The 14,412-nt window shown below is 71.8% G+C and carries 14 protein-coding genes and 1 pseudogene; 4 read left to right on the top strand and 11 right to left on the bottom strand.

Annotated features, from left to right (window positions below; genetic code table 11):
* Positions 1-37 precede the first annotated feature (37 nt).
* The 3 genes from ACIA8L_RS23060 to ACIA8L_RS23070 are packed head-to-tail and all read right to left on the bottom strand — an operon-like array spanning position 38 to position 1,710.
* Entirely contained in the window at positions 38-910 is an 873-nt protein-coding gene (locus tag ACIA8L_RS23060) for an alpha/beta fold hydrolase (protein WP_395907703.1), read from the bottom strand.
* The gene (locus tag ACIA8L_RS23065; protein WP_395907705.1) at positions 907-1,500 is read right to left on the bottom strand and encodes a hypothetical protein; all 594 of its coding nucleotides are present in this window, start codon (positions 1,498-1,500) and stop codon (positions 907-909) included. The genes ACIA8L_RS23060 and ACIA8L_RS23065 overlap by 4 nt, the downstream gene beginning before the upstream one ends.
* A gap of 45 nt (positions 1,501-1,545) precedes the next feature.
* Positions 1,546-1,710 carry a hypothetical protein gene (locus tag ACIA8L_RS23070; protein WP_395907707.1) on the bottom strand — a complete coding sequence of 55 codons (165 nt, stop codon included), beginning with the start codon at positions 1,708-1,710 and terminating at the stop codon, positions 1,546-1,548.
* A gap of 98 nt (positions 1,711-1,808) precedes the next feature.
* Between ACIA8L_RS23070 and ACIA8L_RS23075 the strand changes: the two genes are divergently transcribed.
* Complete coding sequence (locus ACIA8L_RS23075) at positions 1,809-2,702, top strand: hypothetical protein (RefSeq protein WP_395907709.1); 894 nt, start codon at positions 1,809-1,811, stop codon at positions 2,700-2,702.
* Here the strand turns inward: ACIA8L_RS23075 and ACIA8L_RS23080 are convergent.
* The 3 genes from ACIA8L_RS23080 to ACIA8L_RS23090 form a co-directional block, all read right to left on the bottom strand.
* Positions 2,682-3,377 carry an HAD family hydrolase gene (locus tag ACIA8L_RS23080; RefSeq protein WP_395907710.1) on the bottom strand — a complete coding sequence of 232 codons (696 nt, stop codon included), beginning with the start codon at positions 3,375-3,377 and terminating at the stop codon, positions 2,682-2,684. The two genes, ACIA8L_RS23075 and ACIA8L_RS23080, sit on opposite strands and share 21 nt — an antisense overlap.
* Positions 3,378-3,386: 9 nt before the next feature.
* A complete protein-coding gene (locus ACIA8L_RS23085; RefSeq protein ID WP_395907712.1) occupies positions 3,387-4,121 on the bottom strand; it encodes a peptidylprolyl isomerase in 735 nt (244 codons plus the stop codon).
* 67 nt (positions 4,122-4,188) lie between these two features.
* Positions 4,189-6,951, bottom strand: coding sequence for a cellulose binding domain-containing protein (locus ACIA8L_RS23090; RefSeq protein ID WP_395907714.1), 2,763 nt, complete (start codon positions 6,949-6,951; stop codon positions 4,189-4,191).
* A 110-nt stretch (positions 6,952-7,061) separates the two neighbouring features.
* On the opposite strand from ACIA8L_RS23090, the gene ACIA8L_RS23095 reads away from it, so the two are divergent.
* Complete coding sequence (locus tag ACIA8L_RS23095) at positions 7,062-8,099, top strand: hypothetical protein (protein ID WP_395907716.1); 1,038 nt, start codon at positions 7,062-7,064, stop codon at positions 8,097-8,099.
* Here ACIA8L_RS23095 and ACIA8L_RS23100 read toward each other — a convergent pair.
* The 4 genes from ACIA8L_RS23100 to ACIA8L_RS23115 form a co-directional block, all read right to left on the bottom strand.
* Positions 8,096-8,560, bottom strand: coding sequence for a hypothetical protein (locus ACIA8L_RS23100; protein WP_395907718.1), 465 nt, complete (start codon positions 8,558-8,560; stop codon positions 8,096-8,098). The genes ACIA8L_RS23095 and ACIA8L_RS23100 overlap by 4 nt on opposite strands.
* Positions 8,557-8,913 (bottom strand): hypothetical protein, encoded by a 357-nt coding sequence (locus ACIA8L_RS23105; RefSeq protein WP_395907720.1) that lies wholly within the window; start codon positions 8,911-8,913, stop codon positions 8,557-8,559. The genes ACIA8L_RS23100 and ACIA8L_RS23105 overlap by 4 nt, the downstream gene beginning before the upstream one ends.
* Positions 8,914-9,122: 209 nt before the next feature.
* Positions 9,123-9,329 carry a hypothetical protein gene (locus tag ACIA8L_RS23110; protein WP_395907722.1) on the bottom strand — a complete coding sequence of 69 codons (207 nt, stop codon included), beginning with the start codon at positions 9,327-9,329 and terminating at the stop codon, positions 9,123-9,125.
* 27 nt (positions 9,330-9,356) lie between these two features.
* Positions 9,357-10,655, bottom strand: a complete 1,299-nt coding sequence (locus ACIA8L_RS23115; RefSeq protein WP_395907724.1) for an MFS transporter — start codon at positions 10,653-10,655, stop codon at positions 9,357-9,359.
* Positions 10,656-10,741: 86 nt separating this feature from the next.
* Here ACIA8L_RS23115 and ACIA8L_RS23120 point away from each other — a divergent pair.
* A pseudogene (locus tag ACIA8L_RS23120) lies at positions 10,742-11,608 on the top strand (phosphatase PAP2 family protein); the annotation flags it as partial.
* Between the two features lie 158 nt (positions 11,609-11,766).
* Here the strand turns inward: ACIA8L_RS23120 and ACIA8L_RS23125 are convergent.
* A complete protein-coding gene (locus tag ACIA8L_RS23125) occupies positions 11,767-12,642 on the bottom strand; it encodes a virginiamycin B lyase (protein WP_395907726.1) in 876 nt (291 codons plus the stop codon).
* Between the two features lie 53 nt (positions 12,643-12,695).
* Here ACIA8L_RS23125 and ACIA8L_RS23130 point away from each other — a divergent pair, with 53 nt between their 5' ends.
* Complete coding sequence (locus ACIA8L_RS23130; protein WP_395907728.1) at positions 12,696-14,408, top strand: ABC transporter substrate-binding protein; 1,713 nt, start codon at positions 12,696-12,698, stop codon at positions 14,406-14,408.
* Positions 14,409-14,412: the final 4 nt, after the last annotated feature.

Here is a 14,412-nt window from a genome sequence, read left to right on the forward strand (position 1 = left end):
CGGCGCGCTCGCCCGGCCACCCGCTGACCCGGCCGGGTCAGGCGCCGGCCAGGACCTCGCGGAGTTTGGCCGCGAACTCCTCCGGCCGGCCCGCGTAGCCGAACTCGCCGCCCAGGAAGCCGCCGTGGTGACTCGGGAACACGGTGGCGACCTGGCCGAGTTCGGCGGCCAGGCCGAGGGCGGTGCGGGCCGTGTAGGTGCCGGCCGACTCCTCGCCGACGGCGACGACGATGCGGGTCGGGGCGGCGGTCAGGGCGGGCAGGTCGGGGCGGTAGTCGGTGATGGCCCACGAGTGCTTGGACAGCAGCGGGTCGTCGCGGGTGCCGTCGTCGGTGTCGGGCATGCCGAACGCGGCCGGGTCGGGGGCCGGCTGGGCGAAGTAGGCGTCGGTGAACTCGCCCGTCCAGGACGTCATCGCGATGAACGCGGCCATGCCGGCGCCCCAGCCGCCGGCCTCGTAGGCGTCGTTGAAGCGGGCCCGGGCCCGCTCGGCGGCCTCGGCATCGGGCAGGACGGCGTTGATCGGGGGCTCGTGCGCGACAAGCGTGGCGATGTCGGCCGGGTGCTTCGCGACCCATTCGAGGGCGGTGACGGCGCCGCCGCTGCTGGCGAACACGTCGACCGGGCCCGCGCCGAGGGCTTCGGCCAGGCGGTGCAGGTCCGCGGCCTGCTGCTGCGGGGTGTTGTCGGTGCGGCCGTCGCTGCGGGTGCTGCGGCCCAGGCCGCGCGGGTCGTAGGTGACGACCGTGCGGTCCGGGAAGTGCTTGGTCAGGACGCGGAACCCGTCCGCGCTCATCGGCTGGCCGATCATGAACAGCAGGGGCCGGCCGGCGGCCGGGGGCAGCGGGCCGGTGACGTCGTAGACCAGGTCGGCGCCCGGGAGCGGGAGGGTGTGCGTCGTCTGCGTCATGCCGCCAGCCTACGTTCGACCCACGCCACCAGGCGGTCCGCTGACACTTCCGGCGGCGCGTCGTCGGTGCGCACGACCGTGTCGGCGGTGGCGCGCAGGTGCGCCGCGAACGCCAGGTGCCGCTCGATCGCCCGCTCCCGCCACCGGGGCCGCGCCTCGAGGCGGGCGGTGCGCACGTCGTCGGCGCAGTCGAGGAGCGCGAAGTGCAGGTCGCCGACCCAGCGGCGGCCGGCGAGCTCGTCGAGCTGCTCGGCGGTGAACGGGGCCAGCAGGACCGTGTGCCGCCCGGACTGGGCCGCGCCGTGTGCGACGCTCAGCCAGGCGTCGCGGAAGGCGGGCCAGTCGACCTCGCCGAACTCGCAGGCCCGTTCGAACGGCCCGATCAGCCAGTCGACGTCGAACACCAGGCATTCGGGCAGGCCCCGGACGAGGTGCGGGAACACGGTCGTCTTGCCGGAGCCGGACGCGCCGGTGACGATGAACAGCGGCAGCCGGCGGGCGGGCTCGGCGTGGCCGCAGTCGGGGCAGACCGCGAGATCCCCGCGGGGTGCCATGGCGATGGGTTCGTCGCAGCGCTGGCAGTAGTGCACGGACCGACCCTAACGGCGCGCCGGAGGGTGGCGCACCGCCGTTGTTCAGGAGCCGACGACCCGCGTGAAGAAGTCGCCGAAGCCGGTGCCCAGCTGGGCGATGAGCGTGCCGATGCCGCGGGCCACCCTCGCCGCCGCGTCCGGGCGGAACGCGATGAACCAGACGAGGAAGATGACGAAGGCGAACTGCAGAGTTTTTTTGAGCGTCATGGACCTTGCCCCGTGTGTCCTATTGGTGCATTGACCACCAAAGTAACCCGATCGAGGCAGGTTAGTGGGCGAAACGGGGACAAGCGATACTGGATGCGATGTCTGTGCCAGCCGAGGTCCGCCGCCTGCCCAACCAGCCGGGCGTCTACCGGTTCCGCGACGCCGGCGCCAAGGTCCTCTACATCGGCCGGGCCACGCAGCTGCGCTCCCGGGCCGCGTCCTACTGGTCGGACCTGCGCGACCGGCCCCGCCTGCGCCGGATGGTCCCGCTGATCGCCGCGGTCGAGGCGGTCGTCTGCGACTCGGTCCACGAGGCGGCCTGGCTGGAGCGCAACCTGCTGCGCCGGCGCAAACCGCGCTGGAACCGGGCCCGCGACGGCCAGGAGTCCACCGTCCACATCAGACTCGAGGCGGGCCCGGTCAATCCGGGACTGAAGGTGGTGTACTCCCCGAGCCCCGGCTGCTTCGGCCCGTACCTGGGCGGCGCGCGGGCCCGCAACGCCGTCTCCGCCCTGCACCGCATCCGCCCGCTCGCCTACACCGCGGCCCGCCTGACCCCGGCCGAGCGTGACATGGCCGCGGTCCGCGGCGTCACCCCCGCCGACCGCGAAACCCTGGCCGCGTCGATCCGCGCGATCCTGGCCCGCGATCCGGCCGCCCTGGCCCAGGCCCGCGCCGACCTCCTCGCCCTGCGCGAGCGCGCGGCGGCGAACCTGTCGTTCGAGCTGGCCGCGGAGATCCACGAGGAGCTGGCCGCGCTCGACTGGATCGTCAGCCCGCAGCGCACCGCCACCCTGGAGCCGGCCGACCTGCGCGCCGCCGGCTGGGCCGACGGCATCCTGGTCCTGTTCCGGGTCCGCGAGGGCCGCCTCGACGAGTGGACCCAGCGCCCGTGCCCACCGGAGCGCGCGAAACGCTACCTGACGGCAACCCCCGACGAGTGGCGCGACTTCGCCGCCCGCAACGCCGAGCTAGCCGCGAGCCTCCAGTAGCGCGGGCAGCCCGGTGAGGTCGTCGACGGTGTCGGGCGGGACGAACGTGTCCGGGTCGTCGCGGTGCACGCCCGCGCCGGGGTAGCCGGCGTTCGTCACCAGCACCGGGCGCATCCCCGCGGCCCGGGCGCCCTGATGCTCGCGGCTCCCGCCGTCCCCCACGTACCAGCATTCCCCAGGCCGCACCCCGAGCCGGGCGGCCGCCGTCGCGTAGAGGCGTGGATCGGGCTTGCGCGCGCCCTCCTGCCACGAGAACACCGTCGCGTCGATGAGCGGCGCGTACGGCGTCCCGGGCCAGCCGTCGACCAGCTCCGCACCGCAGTCGCTGAGGACCGCCAGCCGCAGGCCCCGCCCGCGCAGGGCCCGCAGGACGTCCAGCGCCTGCGGTCGCGGGCCCCAGAGCGGTACCGCCGCCGCATGATGCGCTTCCACAGCCGCGTCCAGAGACGCCTCGGACGGCTCCGTCCCGCAGCGGCGGGCCACCTCGGCCAGGATCGTCCGGGTCCCGCCGTGCCGGCCGGTGATGCGCTCCGTGAACGACGCGCTCATCGCCGCCCAGAACGGCGCGGCCGGCACCCCGAGCGCGGCCGCCGTGACCGTGGCCGCGGCGCGCCGGCTCACCTCGAGGCCCGGGTCGGTGAGGGTGCCGAAGAAGTCGAAGATCACCGCCCGCATCGGGCCAGGCTACAGGTATGCGACAGTGACCTTCTGCAGCACGATCTCCGTCTTCGGCGGGCCGTCGCCGGTGCCGTTGGCGTTGACATCGCTGGCGACCCCGCCCGCGGCGACCTGGTCGACGATCTCCATGCCCTTGGTGACCTGGCCGAGCATGGTGTAGTTGGGCTGTAGCTGCGTGTTGTCCTTGTAGTTGATGAAGAACTGGCTGCCGTTGCTCGTCGGCTGGCCGGTGTTGGCGATCGCGACGGTGCCGCGCAGGTAAGGTGCGCCGGTGTTCTCGTTGTCGTAGCGGTAGGCCGGGCCGCCCGTCCCGTCGCCGGCCGGGTCGCCGCACTGCAGCACCCAGATGCCCTGCGTGGTGAGGCGGTGGCACTTGGTGTTGTCGAAGAACTGCTTGCCGGCCAGGAACGCGAAACTGCCCGTCGCGCACGGGGCGCCGACGCCGTCCAGGGCGATCTCGATGGCGCCCAAGTTGGTGGTGATGCTCATCGTCGCCTTGGCCGCCTTCAGTGTCGCGGGCGGCACGCCGACGTCCTTCACCCCGGAGTCGGTGGACGGCTGGTAGCGGCAGCCGGACCCGCCGCCGGTCGCGCCGGTCGCGCCGCTCGTGACCGGCGCGGCACCCGAGGCGTTCAACGGCCGGCCCGCGAGCGGCGTGGTGGGCAGATCCGGCGTTGAGCAGCCGGTGAGCGAGAGGGCACAGGCCAGGGCGGCAGTCACGACGGCGCGGCGGAGAGTCACATAGGCACCTTATGACACAACGGACCGCCGGTCCCCGCGAACGGGGACCGGCGGTGATCAAATCGTTTTACGAGACCGAGCAGGCCGTGCCGTTGAGCGTGAACGCCGTCGGCTTGGCGTTCGCCGAGTTGTTCCAGCTGGACAGGAAGCCGAACTCCACGCTGCCGCCGTTCGCGGCGATGACCTTCGTGTAGTCGGCGTTGGTGACTGTCACGTTCGCGCCCGACTGGGCGTTCACACCACCCCAGATCTGGTTGATGACCTGGCCGTTGGCGAACGTCCACTTGAGCGTCCACCCGTTGACGGCGCTCGCCGAGCCGTTCGTGATCTTCACCGCGCCCTGGAAGCCGCCGCCCCACTGGCCGGTCACGCTGTATGCCACGTTGCATGCGCCCGCGGGCACGGACACCGACGGCGACGTCGACCGCGACGGCGACGTGGACACCGAGGGCGACGTCGACCGGGAGGCCGACACCGACACCGACGGTGAGGCCGAGCGCGACCCGGACGCCGAGGGCGACACCGAGTACGACGGCTGCGGTCCCGTGCGGTCGCCGTAGATGATGCCGCGGCCGTTGGTGCCGATGTAGACCCGGCCGAAGATGCGCGGGTCACCGGTGATCGCCTCACCGATGTTGCCGTACTGGTGCGCGTCGTCGTTCACCCGCAGCCAGCTGGCCCCGGCGTCGTCGGAGCGGAAGACGCCCTTCTTGCCGTCGACCGTGCCGACGATGAACACCGCCGGGTTGGTCCGCCCGGGCGCCGCCTTGCCGAAGCCGACGTTGATCGCCGCCGTCGCGGTGGTGAGCTTCGTGAACGACGTACCGGCGTTGGTCGAACGGTACAGACCGGTGTCGCCGGCCAGCCAGACCTCGCCCGTCGCCCCGGCCACGGCCTTGAACTTCGCCGTCGTCGGCAGCCCCGTCGCGGCGGTGGTGAAGCTGGCCCCGCCGTTCGTGCTGACATAGAAGGAGCCGCCGCTGTACCCGTAGAAGACGTTCGGGTTCACCCGGTCCGACTCCACGATCGCGTTCTGCGGGATGCCGCTGGACTGCGTCCAGGTGTTGCCGTAGCCGACCGAGTAGACGACCGCACTGTTCTTCGGTGCCCACAGGAACCGGGAGCCGTCCGCGTTCGCGGCGATGGTCCCGCCCTCGTTGATGCCACCGGGTTCGGAGCCCTGGAACCAGTTCGCGCCGCCGTCGGTGGAGAACGCGGCGTGGGAGTCGTTGGGCCGGTCCGAGTCGGTGAAGTTGCCGGCCCGCACCATGACGCTCGGGTTGAGCTCGGCGTAGTCGAGGCTCGTCGTCGAGGTGAAGATCGGCTGCTTGAACATCGTCGACGGCACCGCGTCGAGGTTGGTGTGCCGGAAGCCGCCGATGTCGCCGAGGGCCGAGACCAGCGGGGCTCCGGTCGGCGGGCTGATCAGGTCGAGGACCGCGGTCTCCTCCAGGCCCGGGGCCATCGGCTTGATGGTGATCTGGCCGCCGGTGTCCCAGGTCGTCAGGTCGGTGCTGCCGTAGATGGTGGCGCCGGTGCCGTACATGAACCGGTTGGAGTTGAACGGGTCGATCTCGACGGACTCGTTCATCCAGCCCAGCTTCGGCGTGACCTCCGGCGGCTGCGGCGTGGTGCCGAAGTCGAGCCACGGCGAGCGGGTGATGTCCATCTTGTAGCGGAAGCTGCGGTTCGGGTAGCTCGTCCAGTCCCAGATCCGGGTCCAGGTCGCGCCGCCGTCGGTGCTGCGGAAGAAGATCGCGTCCGGCCACCACGACACCTGCGTCGCCACCATGATGGTGTTCGGGTGCTGGCGGTCGATGGTCAGGCCGCTGTAGCCGAAGTAGTCGTCGGTGCTGCTCGACGGGATCGGGCTGATCTGCGTCCACGCGCCCGTGGCGGTGTTGTACTTCCACACGTCGCCCTTGGCCCCGTCGTACGGGCCGCCGGTGTCGCTCGTGGAGATGTAAAGGTAACCGCCCGACGTGTCCAGGACGCCCTTGTGCGCGATGTACCCGGTCGGCTGCCCGGCCAGGCGGGACCAGGTGGTGCCGCCGTCGGTGCTGCGGTACACCGTGTTGTCCTTGTCGGCGACGCCCACGTAGATGGTCTGCGTGGTGTTGCCGGCGGTGCCGCTGCGCTTGTCGAACGTCACCCAGACGATGCCCTGGTTGTCGGTCAGGTACCCGTTGGGGTCGGTCGGGTCCTGCGCGTAGTTGCCGGGGTTCGGGAACGCGGTGACCTTCGCCCAGGTGACACCGGAGTCGGTGCTGCGCCACAGGCCGTTACCGCTGGGCGCGCCGAGGTACAGGATCGAGTTCTTGTTCGGGTCGATGGCGAGCCGCTCACCTTGCCCGCGGCCCGGCATGTTGCCGCCGAGCTTGAACGGCAGCGCGCTGGTCTGCCAGGTCGCGCCCTTGTCGGAGCTGCGCAGGATCGCGCCGTTGTTCGGGTCCCAGCTGTTGGTGTACATGCCGGCGGCCACATACACCTTGTTGGGGTCGACGGAGTCGGTCGCCAGGCTGACGACGCCGTTGTACCCCCAGTTGTCCTGCCCCACCCAGTCGAGCAGCGGGACCCAGCGGTTGGTGGCGGTGTCGAGGCGGTACGCCCCGCCGATGTCGGTCCGCGAATACACCAGGCCCGACTGCGACTGGTTGAAGATGATGCCCGGCACGAAGCCGCCACCTTCGATCTGCACGTTCTTGAACGCGTAGGGGTCGGCGGCAGCGGCGTCGGCGGGCCGCACGGCGGTCTGGACGGCGACGCCGATCGCCGCGACCGCCACGGCCGCCACGGCCGCGGCGCCGAGCCTCTTCGATCTGATTGGCATGGCCGGATGGTGTGTTTCGACACTCTTCCGGGTCAACGCGCCCCAGGTCGGGGGCTGGTCAAGCGCTTCGACAGTATGAAACTCTCATGGGGTTGTTAGGGTGGGCGCGGATGAGGAAGCTGCGCCCTGTGATCGCGCTCGCGGCCGCCCTGGTGGCCGGCGGCGTCCTGCTGGCGACCACCCACCGCACCCCCACCGCCCCGCCGATCGCGGCCCCGGCGGTCGCCGCGATGGAGAAGCCCTCGGTCGGCATCTCCGCCAAGCTCGCCGACGGCGCCGACTACACCCCGTTGTTCTACGCAACTGCCGCTGTTTCCGTGGGTACTGCCACGACGCCGGACAACACCGCGGACCGTCTGCTGCTACGCGGCCCCGCCGGCGACCGCGAGCTCCACCGGCTCACGAAGGCCAGGTACGCCCAGTTCCTCGGCTTCACCGCGGCCGGCGGCAGCCTGTACTGGGCCGAGTCGACGGCTCTTCCGGACGGCGCCTACGAGACCCGCCTGTGGCGCGCCCCCATCGACGGCTCCGCCGACCCCACGTCCCTCACCGCCGACACGGGCGCCGCGGTGTTCTTCGACTCCGAGTTCGACCTCGTCGTCGCCGACGGCCGGGTGCACTGGATCGCCGCCGCCCCCGACAGCGACAACCGCACCGAACTGCGCAGCGTCCCCGTCACCGGCGGCCCGGTCACGACGGTCCCGTTCGAGGGCCGCTTCCGGCACACGACCTGGCCGTGGCTGCTCAGCGTCAACGACGCCGCCCCGCTCGTCCTGGCCGACCCGCTGACGGGCGAACGCCGCACGGTGACGAAGGCCGCCGCCGAGTCCGTCGTGTGCACCCCGCGGTGGTGCCGCTCGATGGTCACCGCCGCCGGCGATCGCTACCTCTTCGACGTCCGCCACCCCGACGGCACCGCCCGCCGCCGCGTCCCCGGCAACCTCAACGCGATCACGGTCGACACCGCGATCGGCGGCCGCTACGAGATCTTCACCGAGTACCGCAACGAACGCACCACCCTCGTGGCCTACGACCTCGACACGTCGACGATGCAGACGCTGACGGAGAACACCGGCGTTTCGGCCGCCCGGGCGGGTGTCGTCTGGTGGAACGAGGACGGCGAGTGGCGCTCGGTCGACCTTCGCTAGCCGCGCTTCGTCAGGTAGTCGTCGGACAGCCCCAGGATGAGCTGCCGGTCGGGCGAGACGGTCTCGATGGACGTGACCGCGTGGACGCCGAACCGGCCGGCGACGGGAATGTCGTGCGCGTCGCCGAGACGCTCGAAGAACAACTGCAGCCCGCTCGGCGCGACCGACGCGTTCGCCGAGGCCTGCAGCGACCAGGTCCCGTCACCGTGGAACGGCCCCGCCTCGGTGGGCTGCTCGGCCGGCTCGTAGCCGAACTGCGACGCGGGCACCGAGGTGGCGGTGAAGGTATGGTCGGCCCGCAGCTCGTAGCGGGCCGAACTGTGGAAGCCGACCCACACGCCGACGAGCGCGTCCTCGGCCGGCGCGGCGGGCACCGTCCCGTTGTCGGCGAAGCTGTCACCGAAGGAACACCCGGCCGCGGCGACAACCCCGGCGACCAGGACGGCGAGGCGCGTCCTCACTGCGGGGCCAGCCAATCCTCGCCGCTGTGGAGCAGGACGGGATACTGCGGATAGGCGCCGTCGTACACCCCGTGGTAGACCAGCTCATGCCGGCCCGGGTGCGGCCGCTTGCCCTGCGGGTCCTCGATCCGTTCGAAGCGCACGGTGAGCTCCGTCGGCTCCGGCCCGATGACCCAACGCCCGCCGCACGTGTACGGCCCTTTGGGCGCGTCTTTGGCGAACGGACTGGCGGTGTCGAAGGCCGCGGTCGGCACCCCGTCCGCGGTGAACGTCCCATCCGCGGCGAACGTGAACACCGCCCCCGACGAGTGCCCGACCCACACCTGCGCGACGATCTCAACGCTGAGCGCCACGTCGGCACTGTCATGATCGGCCGGCGCGGACCCCGACCTGGGCAACGAACAGGCCCCACCAAGCACCGCCACGCAGACCAGCAACAACCCCCGCCGCACGCCGCCAAATATAGGCGCCGATCACCCCGCACACCTGCCCCGGCCGCCCATCTCCACAACCCTCACACAAAGCACACGCACCCGGTGGGCGGCGGCTTCGAGGGGTCGGGTCAGTTGGGTGTCAGGTCGAGGCTCGGGACGGTCAGGTAGACCTTGTGGGCCCGGTGATCGATTCGCTCGACCGTGTTCACGTCCAGTTTGACTCTTCCGCCCGCCTCTACCTGCACGTATACCGCGCGGCCGTCCCTCGTGTCGCGGTCGATCGCGCCGATCCGGCCGCCGTCCTTCGCCTCCACCGTGTAGCCCACCAGCGCCATGTCCGACAGCCCCCTCACCGACGACGATCAACCGCTTCGCTCACGGTCAACGGTCACATACCCATCGGGGTACGGTTTCTCCCATACCTTCCCGAAAGGTCGCGCGATCAGAGCGATTGCGCCGGCCAGGCCGAGCAACATGATGGTCGTCGCGCTCAGCAGCAGCGTGTGCTCGGCGCCCAAAGCTGTCACCAGTGGGCCGCCGGCCGCCGTGCCGATCGGGACCGCGATGACCGTGACCGAGCCGAACACGGCCAGGACCTGCGACAGCTGCGTTGGGGGCACGGTTCGCTGGAAGAGGGCCATCACCAGCGGCAAGTACGGCGCCCAGCACAGACCGCCCACCGCGAACACCGGCAGTGACAGCCACACCGGGGCGCCCAGGCCCAGCGGCAGGAGGGTCAGGCCGAAGGCGAGGATGATCCCGAACATCGCCGGGCCGAGCGGCAGGCGGCGCAGGTAGGCGCTGGCCAGGCCACCGGCGACCGCGCCCAGGCCGAAGACCGTGTAGTACAGGCCCAGCAGCGTGGCCGACGCGTGCCGGTCGTCGGCTATGTGGAGGGGCAAGGCGACGTAGAACGGGCCGAAGAGCAGGAAGAAGACGAACGACAGCGCCACCAGCCCGTTCCGGCCGACCGCCGATGAAACCGAAATATCGGAAATGTCCGGCTTGTCGGCGTCGATGTCCGCGCCGGCAGCGGCTGCGCCGGCGGTGGTGTGTCCGCTGGCGCCGGCGGGCACGGCCAGGCGGTACGTCAAGGCCAGCACCGCGAAGCTCACCGCGTCCAGCCCGAGGACGACCACCGGCCCCGCCCAGCCGATCAGCAGCCCGGCCACCGGCGGGCCGGCGATCGCGGACGCCTCCATCAGCGTCCCCATCACGCCGTTCGCGGCCAGGTGGTGCTCGGCCGGCAGGACCTCCGCGATCAAGGTGTAGCGACCCGCCGAGCCCCAGGCCGAGAGCAGCGCGGAGACGGCCAGCAGCAGCACGTACCCCCATAGCGTCAGTAAATCTACGACGTAGACCAACACGATTGTGCCGAGAGCGGAAGCGCGCAGGATGGCGTTCCAGCCGGCCAGCTCAGCGCCGCCGCGGTGGCGGAGGTAGCGGCGGAAGAGCACGCCGCCGAGCGCGCCCGGCAGCGAGTATGCCGCCACCGCGGCCGCCACCCAGGTGCCGCGGGACGACTCGGGGGCGAGCGTCAGCGCCAGCCAGCTGACGGCGACCAGCGACATGCCGTCGCCGAGCGCGGAGATCCCCAGGCCGGGCAGGATGCGGCGCAGCACGGGATGGCTCAGGACCGGCCAGTAGGGCGTGGAGCGCATGGGAGCCAGCCGATCGCATGCCGTACCCGAAAAACAACAGGTATCGCGTTGGGCGCAATTGGCGGGCCTGGGCTATCTTGCTGGCCATGCAACGGTGGCCGGTCCGGCTCGCCGTGTGGCTGCTGGTCATGGCGGTGGCGCACGCGGCCGGCTTCATTGTCGTCTGGCGGGTTTTCGTGCACAGCGAACACGGCCAGCTGCTCGACTACGTGGCGCTCACAGGCAACCGCATCGGCCAGGACCGGGTCGCGGGGCTCGTGCACGACACGCTCAGCACGATCTCGGTGGCGTCGATCGCGGTCGCGACGGTCGTGATCGGGTTCATCGCCCTGGCCCGCCGGCAGCTGGCCCTGGCCGTGGGGGCGGTGCTGATCATCGCCGGGTCGAACGCGACCACCCAGTTCTTCAAGGAGCTCATCTACCGGCCGCATCTCGGGATCGACGTCGACCGGGTCGCCGCGGGCAACAGCCTGCCGAGCGGGCACACGACCGTCGCCGCGTCCGTCGTGGTGGCATTGGTGCTGGTGGTACCGGCCAAGGCTCGCGCTCCCGTAGCGCTCGCCGGTGCGGCCCTCGCGTCGCTGGTCGGGGTGGCGACGCTGTCGGCGGGCTGGCACCGGCCCAGCGACGCGGTGGCGGCGTTCCTGGTGGTGGGTGCGTGGGCGGCGGTGGGGAGCCTGGTGATCCTGATCGCGCAGCGGCGCCACGGCGGGGTCAGCTACGGCGCGGCCAACGTGTACACGACCGTGTTCCTGGCCCTGATCGGCGTCGGGTTGCTGGTCGGGGCGGTGATCGCGCTGCGGCTCACCGATGATGTGATCCAGCGCGCCGTCGACGACCTGAGCCGGCGGCGGCTGTTCGTCGCCTACGCGGGGGGCGCGCTCGGCATCGCCGGCACGGCGGGCGTCGTCGTCGCCGGCGTCCTCGCCACCGCCAACCAGGTCGTGCCGCGGTGGGTCCCGGACGACGAGGATGCCGGGGAACCCCCGGCCCCACCGCCGGCCCCACCGCCGGCCCGACCGGCGGCGGTGCACCCGGAGGAGCCGGTGACCGTCCGGCTGCCGCCCAACAGCGAGATCACGGTCAAGCTGCCGGGGCTCTCGGACCGGCCCTAAGCCCGCAGCCGGGCCACGCGGCCGATCTCCAGGGCGACCCAGACGGCGCCGTCGGGGCCGATGGTCAGGCCGTGCGGTTCGGAGCCCGGGGTGGGCAGGTCGAACGAGCGCGGCGTGGACCCGCCGGCGCTGATGTGCCCGACCCGGTTGCCGGCCCACTCGGTGAACCAGCACCCGCCGGCCGGGTCGGCGACGATCGCGTGGGGGCGCGCGGCCCGGTCGGCGAGGGGGTACTCGAAGATCTGCCCGTCCGGCGTGATCCGCCCGACCTGCCCCGCGCCGATCTCCACGAACCACGCGCCACCGTCCGGCGCCGCGGCGATACCCACCGGGGCCGCGCCCGCGGTCGGCAGCGCGAACACTTCCGCGTCGGCGCCGGCACCGGCCCGGGCGATGGCGTCCGCCTGGTTCAGGGTGCACCAGACGGCGCCGTCGGGGGCCGCCGCGAGCATCGACGGCATCGCACCCGCGGTCGGCAGGTCGACGGGGGCCGGTTCGCCGCCGCCCGGCGGGGTGCGCCACAGGCGGTCGGCGTTGAGCTCGGTCGACCAGAGGGTGCCGTCGGGCGTGAACGCGAGACCGTACGGCGACGGTACCGGCGAAGAGGAAAGCTCCCCGTCGACCGTGATCCGCCCGATCCGCCCGTCCCGGAAGCGGGTGAACCACAGGGCGCCGTCGGGGCCGGGGACGATCACCGACGGGCCGGCGTCGCGGTTGTCGAGGTCGAAGAGCGTGACGTCGCCGGACGGGGTGATGCGGGCGATCCGGCCGGCGTGGACGAGCGTGCACCACAGGTTGCCGTCGGGGCCGGTCGCGATCCCGTACGGTCCGTCGCCCGCGTCACCGACCGTGAACTCCCGCATCTCGATCATCTCCGCACCCTAATCGCGCGGCACGGAAACCGCCGAAGACTACGCTCCGTAGTATGAGAACTACGGTCTGCTCCGCCGTTGTGGTGGCAATGTTGCTGGCCGGCGGGTGCGCCGGGAAGGACAACGACACGGGGGAGGGGACCGCGGCCGCCGGGTTCGACGCCGGACTGACCAAGGTCGTGCATCCATCGGCCACGCCCGGCGGGACGCTGAAGCTGGCCAGCGCCAACGACGTCGACTCGTGGGACCCGGCCCGGTCCTACATCAACGCCGTCTACAACCTGCAGCGGCTCTACGTGCGCACCCTCCTGACCCCGGCCGCCGCCCCCGGCACCACCGCGCTCGTGCCGGACCTGGCCGAGGACCAGCCCGCGGTGTCGGCGGACGGGTTGCAGTACACCTTCAGGCTCCGAAACAACGTCAAGTTCGAGGACGGCACGCCGATCCGGGCGCAGGACGTGAAGTACGGCATCGAGCGGCTCTTCGCCCAGGACGTGCTGTCCGGCGGCCCGACGTACCTGATCGACCAGCTCGACCAGGGGCAGCAGTACGCCGGGCCGTACTCCGGGCCAGCCGATCTCAGGTCCGTGACCACGCCCGACGACCGCACGATCGTGTTCCACCTGGCGGAGCCGTTCGCCGACTTCCCGTACCTGCTCGCCATGGGTGTCGCCGCGCCCGTCCCCCAGGCGAAGGACACCGGTGAACGGTACGGCGACCGGCCCGTCGCGTCCGGGCCGTACCGGTTCGCGAGCATCGACGCGGGCAAGAAGGTCGTCTGGGTGCGCAACGAAGCGTGGGACCCCGCCAGCGACCCCGTGCGCAAGGCGCTGCCGGACCGGGTCGAGCTGACCATCGGTACCGACCCCACCGAGATCGACCAGCAGCTCTTCGACGGGACCATCGACGCCGACGCCGGTCAGGGCGGCGTGCAGTCGGCGAGCCAGGCGAAGGTCCTGCTCGACCCGACCCTGAAGGCCAACGCCGACGAGCCGACGACCGGGTTCGTGCAGTACGCGGCGCTGAGCACGCAGGTCGCGCCGTTCGACGACATCCACTGCCGGCGGGCGGTGCAGTACGCGGTCGACAAGAGCGCCGTGCAGACCGCGCGGGGCGGCGGGCAGATCGCCGGTGGCATGCTCCCGCCCGGTGTCCCCGGCTACGACGAGGGGCTGGACCCGTACCAGACGAAGGCGGGCCGGGCCCAGCCGGGCAAGGCGAAGGACGAGCTGCGGCAGTGCGGGAAGCCGGACGGTTTCAGCACGGTGCTCGCGACGACCGGCAGCCCGCGGTCGCTCAAGACGGCCGAGGCGGTGCAGTCGGCGCTGGCGCAGGTCGGGATCACGGCGCGGATCGACCCGGCGGACCCGTCGCTGTACGCGCGCTCGGTCGTCGGCAGCCCCGCCAACGTGCACAGCAAGGGCTACGGGATCATCATGTCGGCGTGGTCGGCCGACTTCCCGACCGGCTCCGGCTTCTACCCGACCCTCATCGACGGCCGCCAGATCCGGCCCAGCGGCAACAACAACTACGCCGAGCTCAACGACCCGCTCATCAACCAGCAGCTCGACGCGGCCCGCACGGTCACCGACGGGGTCCGGGCGGCCGGCATCTGGCAGCAGGTCGACGCCGAGGTGATGGACACGGGCACGATGCTGCCGCTCGTCTACGACCGGGTCCTCAACTACCGCAACCCGCGCCTGACGAACGTGTTCGTCAACCAGTACTACGGCACCTGGGACGTCACCGCCCTGGGCGTGGTGTGAAGGT

The sequence above is a fragment of the Dactylosporangium sp. NPDC051541 genome, assembly GCF_044454505.1.
Taxonomy (GTDB): Bacteria; Actinomycetota; Actinomycetes; order Mycobacteriales; family Micromonosporaceae; genus Dactylosporangium.

What these genes read in the sequence shown, in the direction of transcription:
- ACIA8L_RS23060 (WP_395907703.1), bottom strand. Translation starts at nt 910, where the DNA reads ATGACGCAGACGACGCACACCCTCCCGCTCCCGGGCGCCGACCTGGTC.
- ACIA8L_RS23070 (WP_395907707.1), bottom strand. Translation starts at nt 1,710, where the DNA reads ATGACGCTCAAAAAAACTCTGCAGTTCGCCTTCGTCATCTTCCTCGTC.
- ACIA8L_RS23075 (WP_395907709.1), top strand. Translation starts at nt 1,809, where the DNA reads ATGTCTGTGCCAGCCGAGGTCCGCCGCCTGCCCAACCAGCCGGGCGTC.
- ACIA8L_RS23080 (WP_395907710.1), bottom strand. Translation starts at nt 3,377, where the DNA reads ATGCGGGCGGTGATCTTCGACTTCTTCGGCACCCTCACCGACCCGGGC.
- ACIA8L_RS23090 (WP_395907714.1), bottom strand. Translation starts at nt 6,951, where the DNA reads ATGCCAATCAGATCGAAGAGGCTCGGCGCCGCGGCCGTGGCGGCCGTG.
- ACIA8L_RS23095 (WP_395907716.1), top strand. Translation starts at nt 7,062, where the DNA reads ATGAGGAAGCTGCGCCCTGTGATCGCGCTCGCGGCCGCCCTGGTGGCC.
- ACIA8L_RS23110 (WP_395907722.1), bottom strand. Translation starts at nt 9,329, where the DNA reads ATGGCGCTGGTGGGCTACACGGTGGAGGCGAAGGACGGCGGCCGGATC.
- ACIA8L_RS23115 (WP_395907724.1), bottom strand. Translation starts at nt 10,655, where the DNA reads ATGCGCTCCACGCCCTACTGGCCGGTCCTGAGCCATCCCGTGCTGCGC.
- ACIA8L_RS23125 (WP_395907726.1), bottom strand. Translation starts at nt 12,642, where the DNA reads ATGATCGAGATGCGGGAGTTCACGGTCGGTGACGCGGGCGACGGACCG.
- ACIA8L_RS23130 (WP_395907728.1), top strand. Translation starts at nt 12,696, where the DNA reads ATGAGAACTACGGTCTGCTCCGCCGTTGTGGTGGCAATGTTGCTGGCC.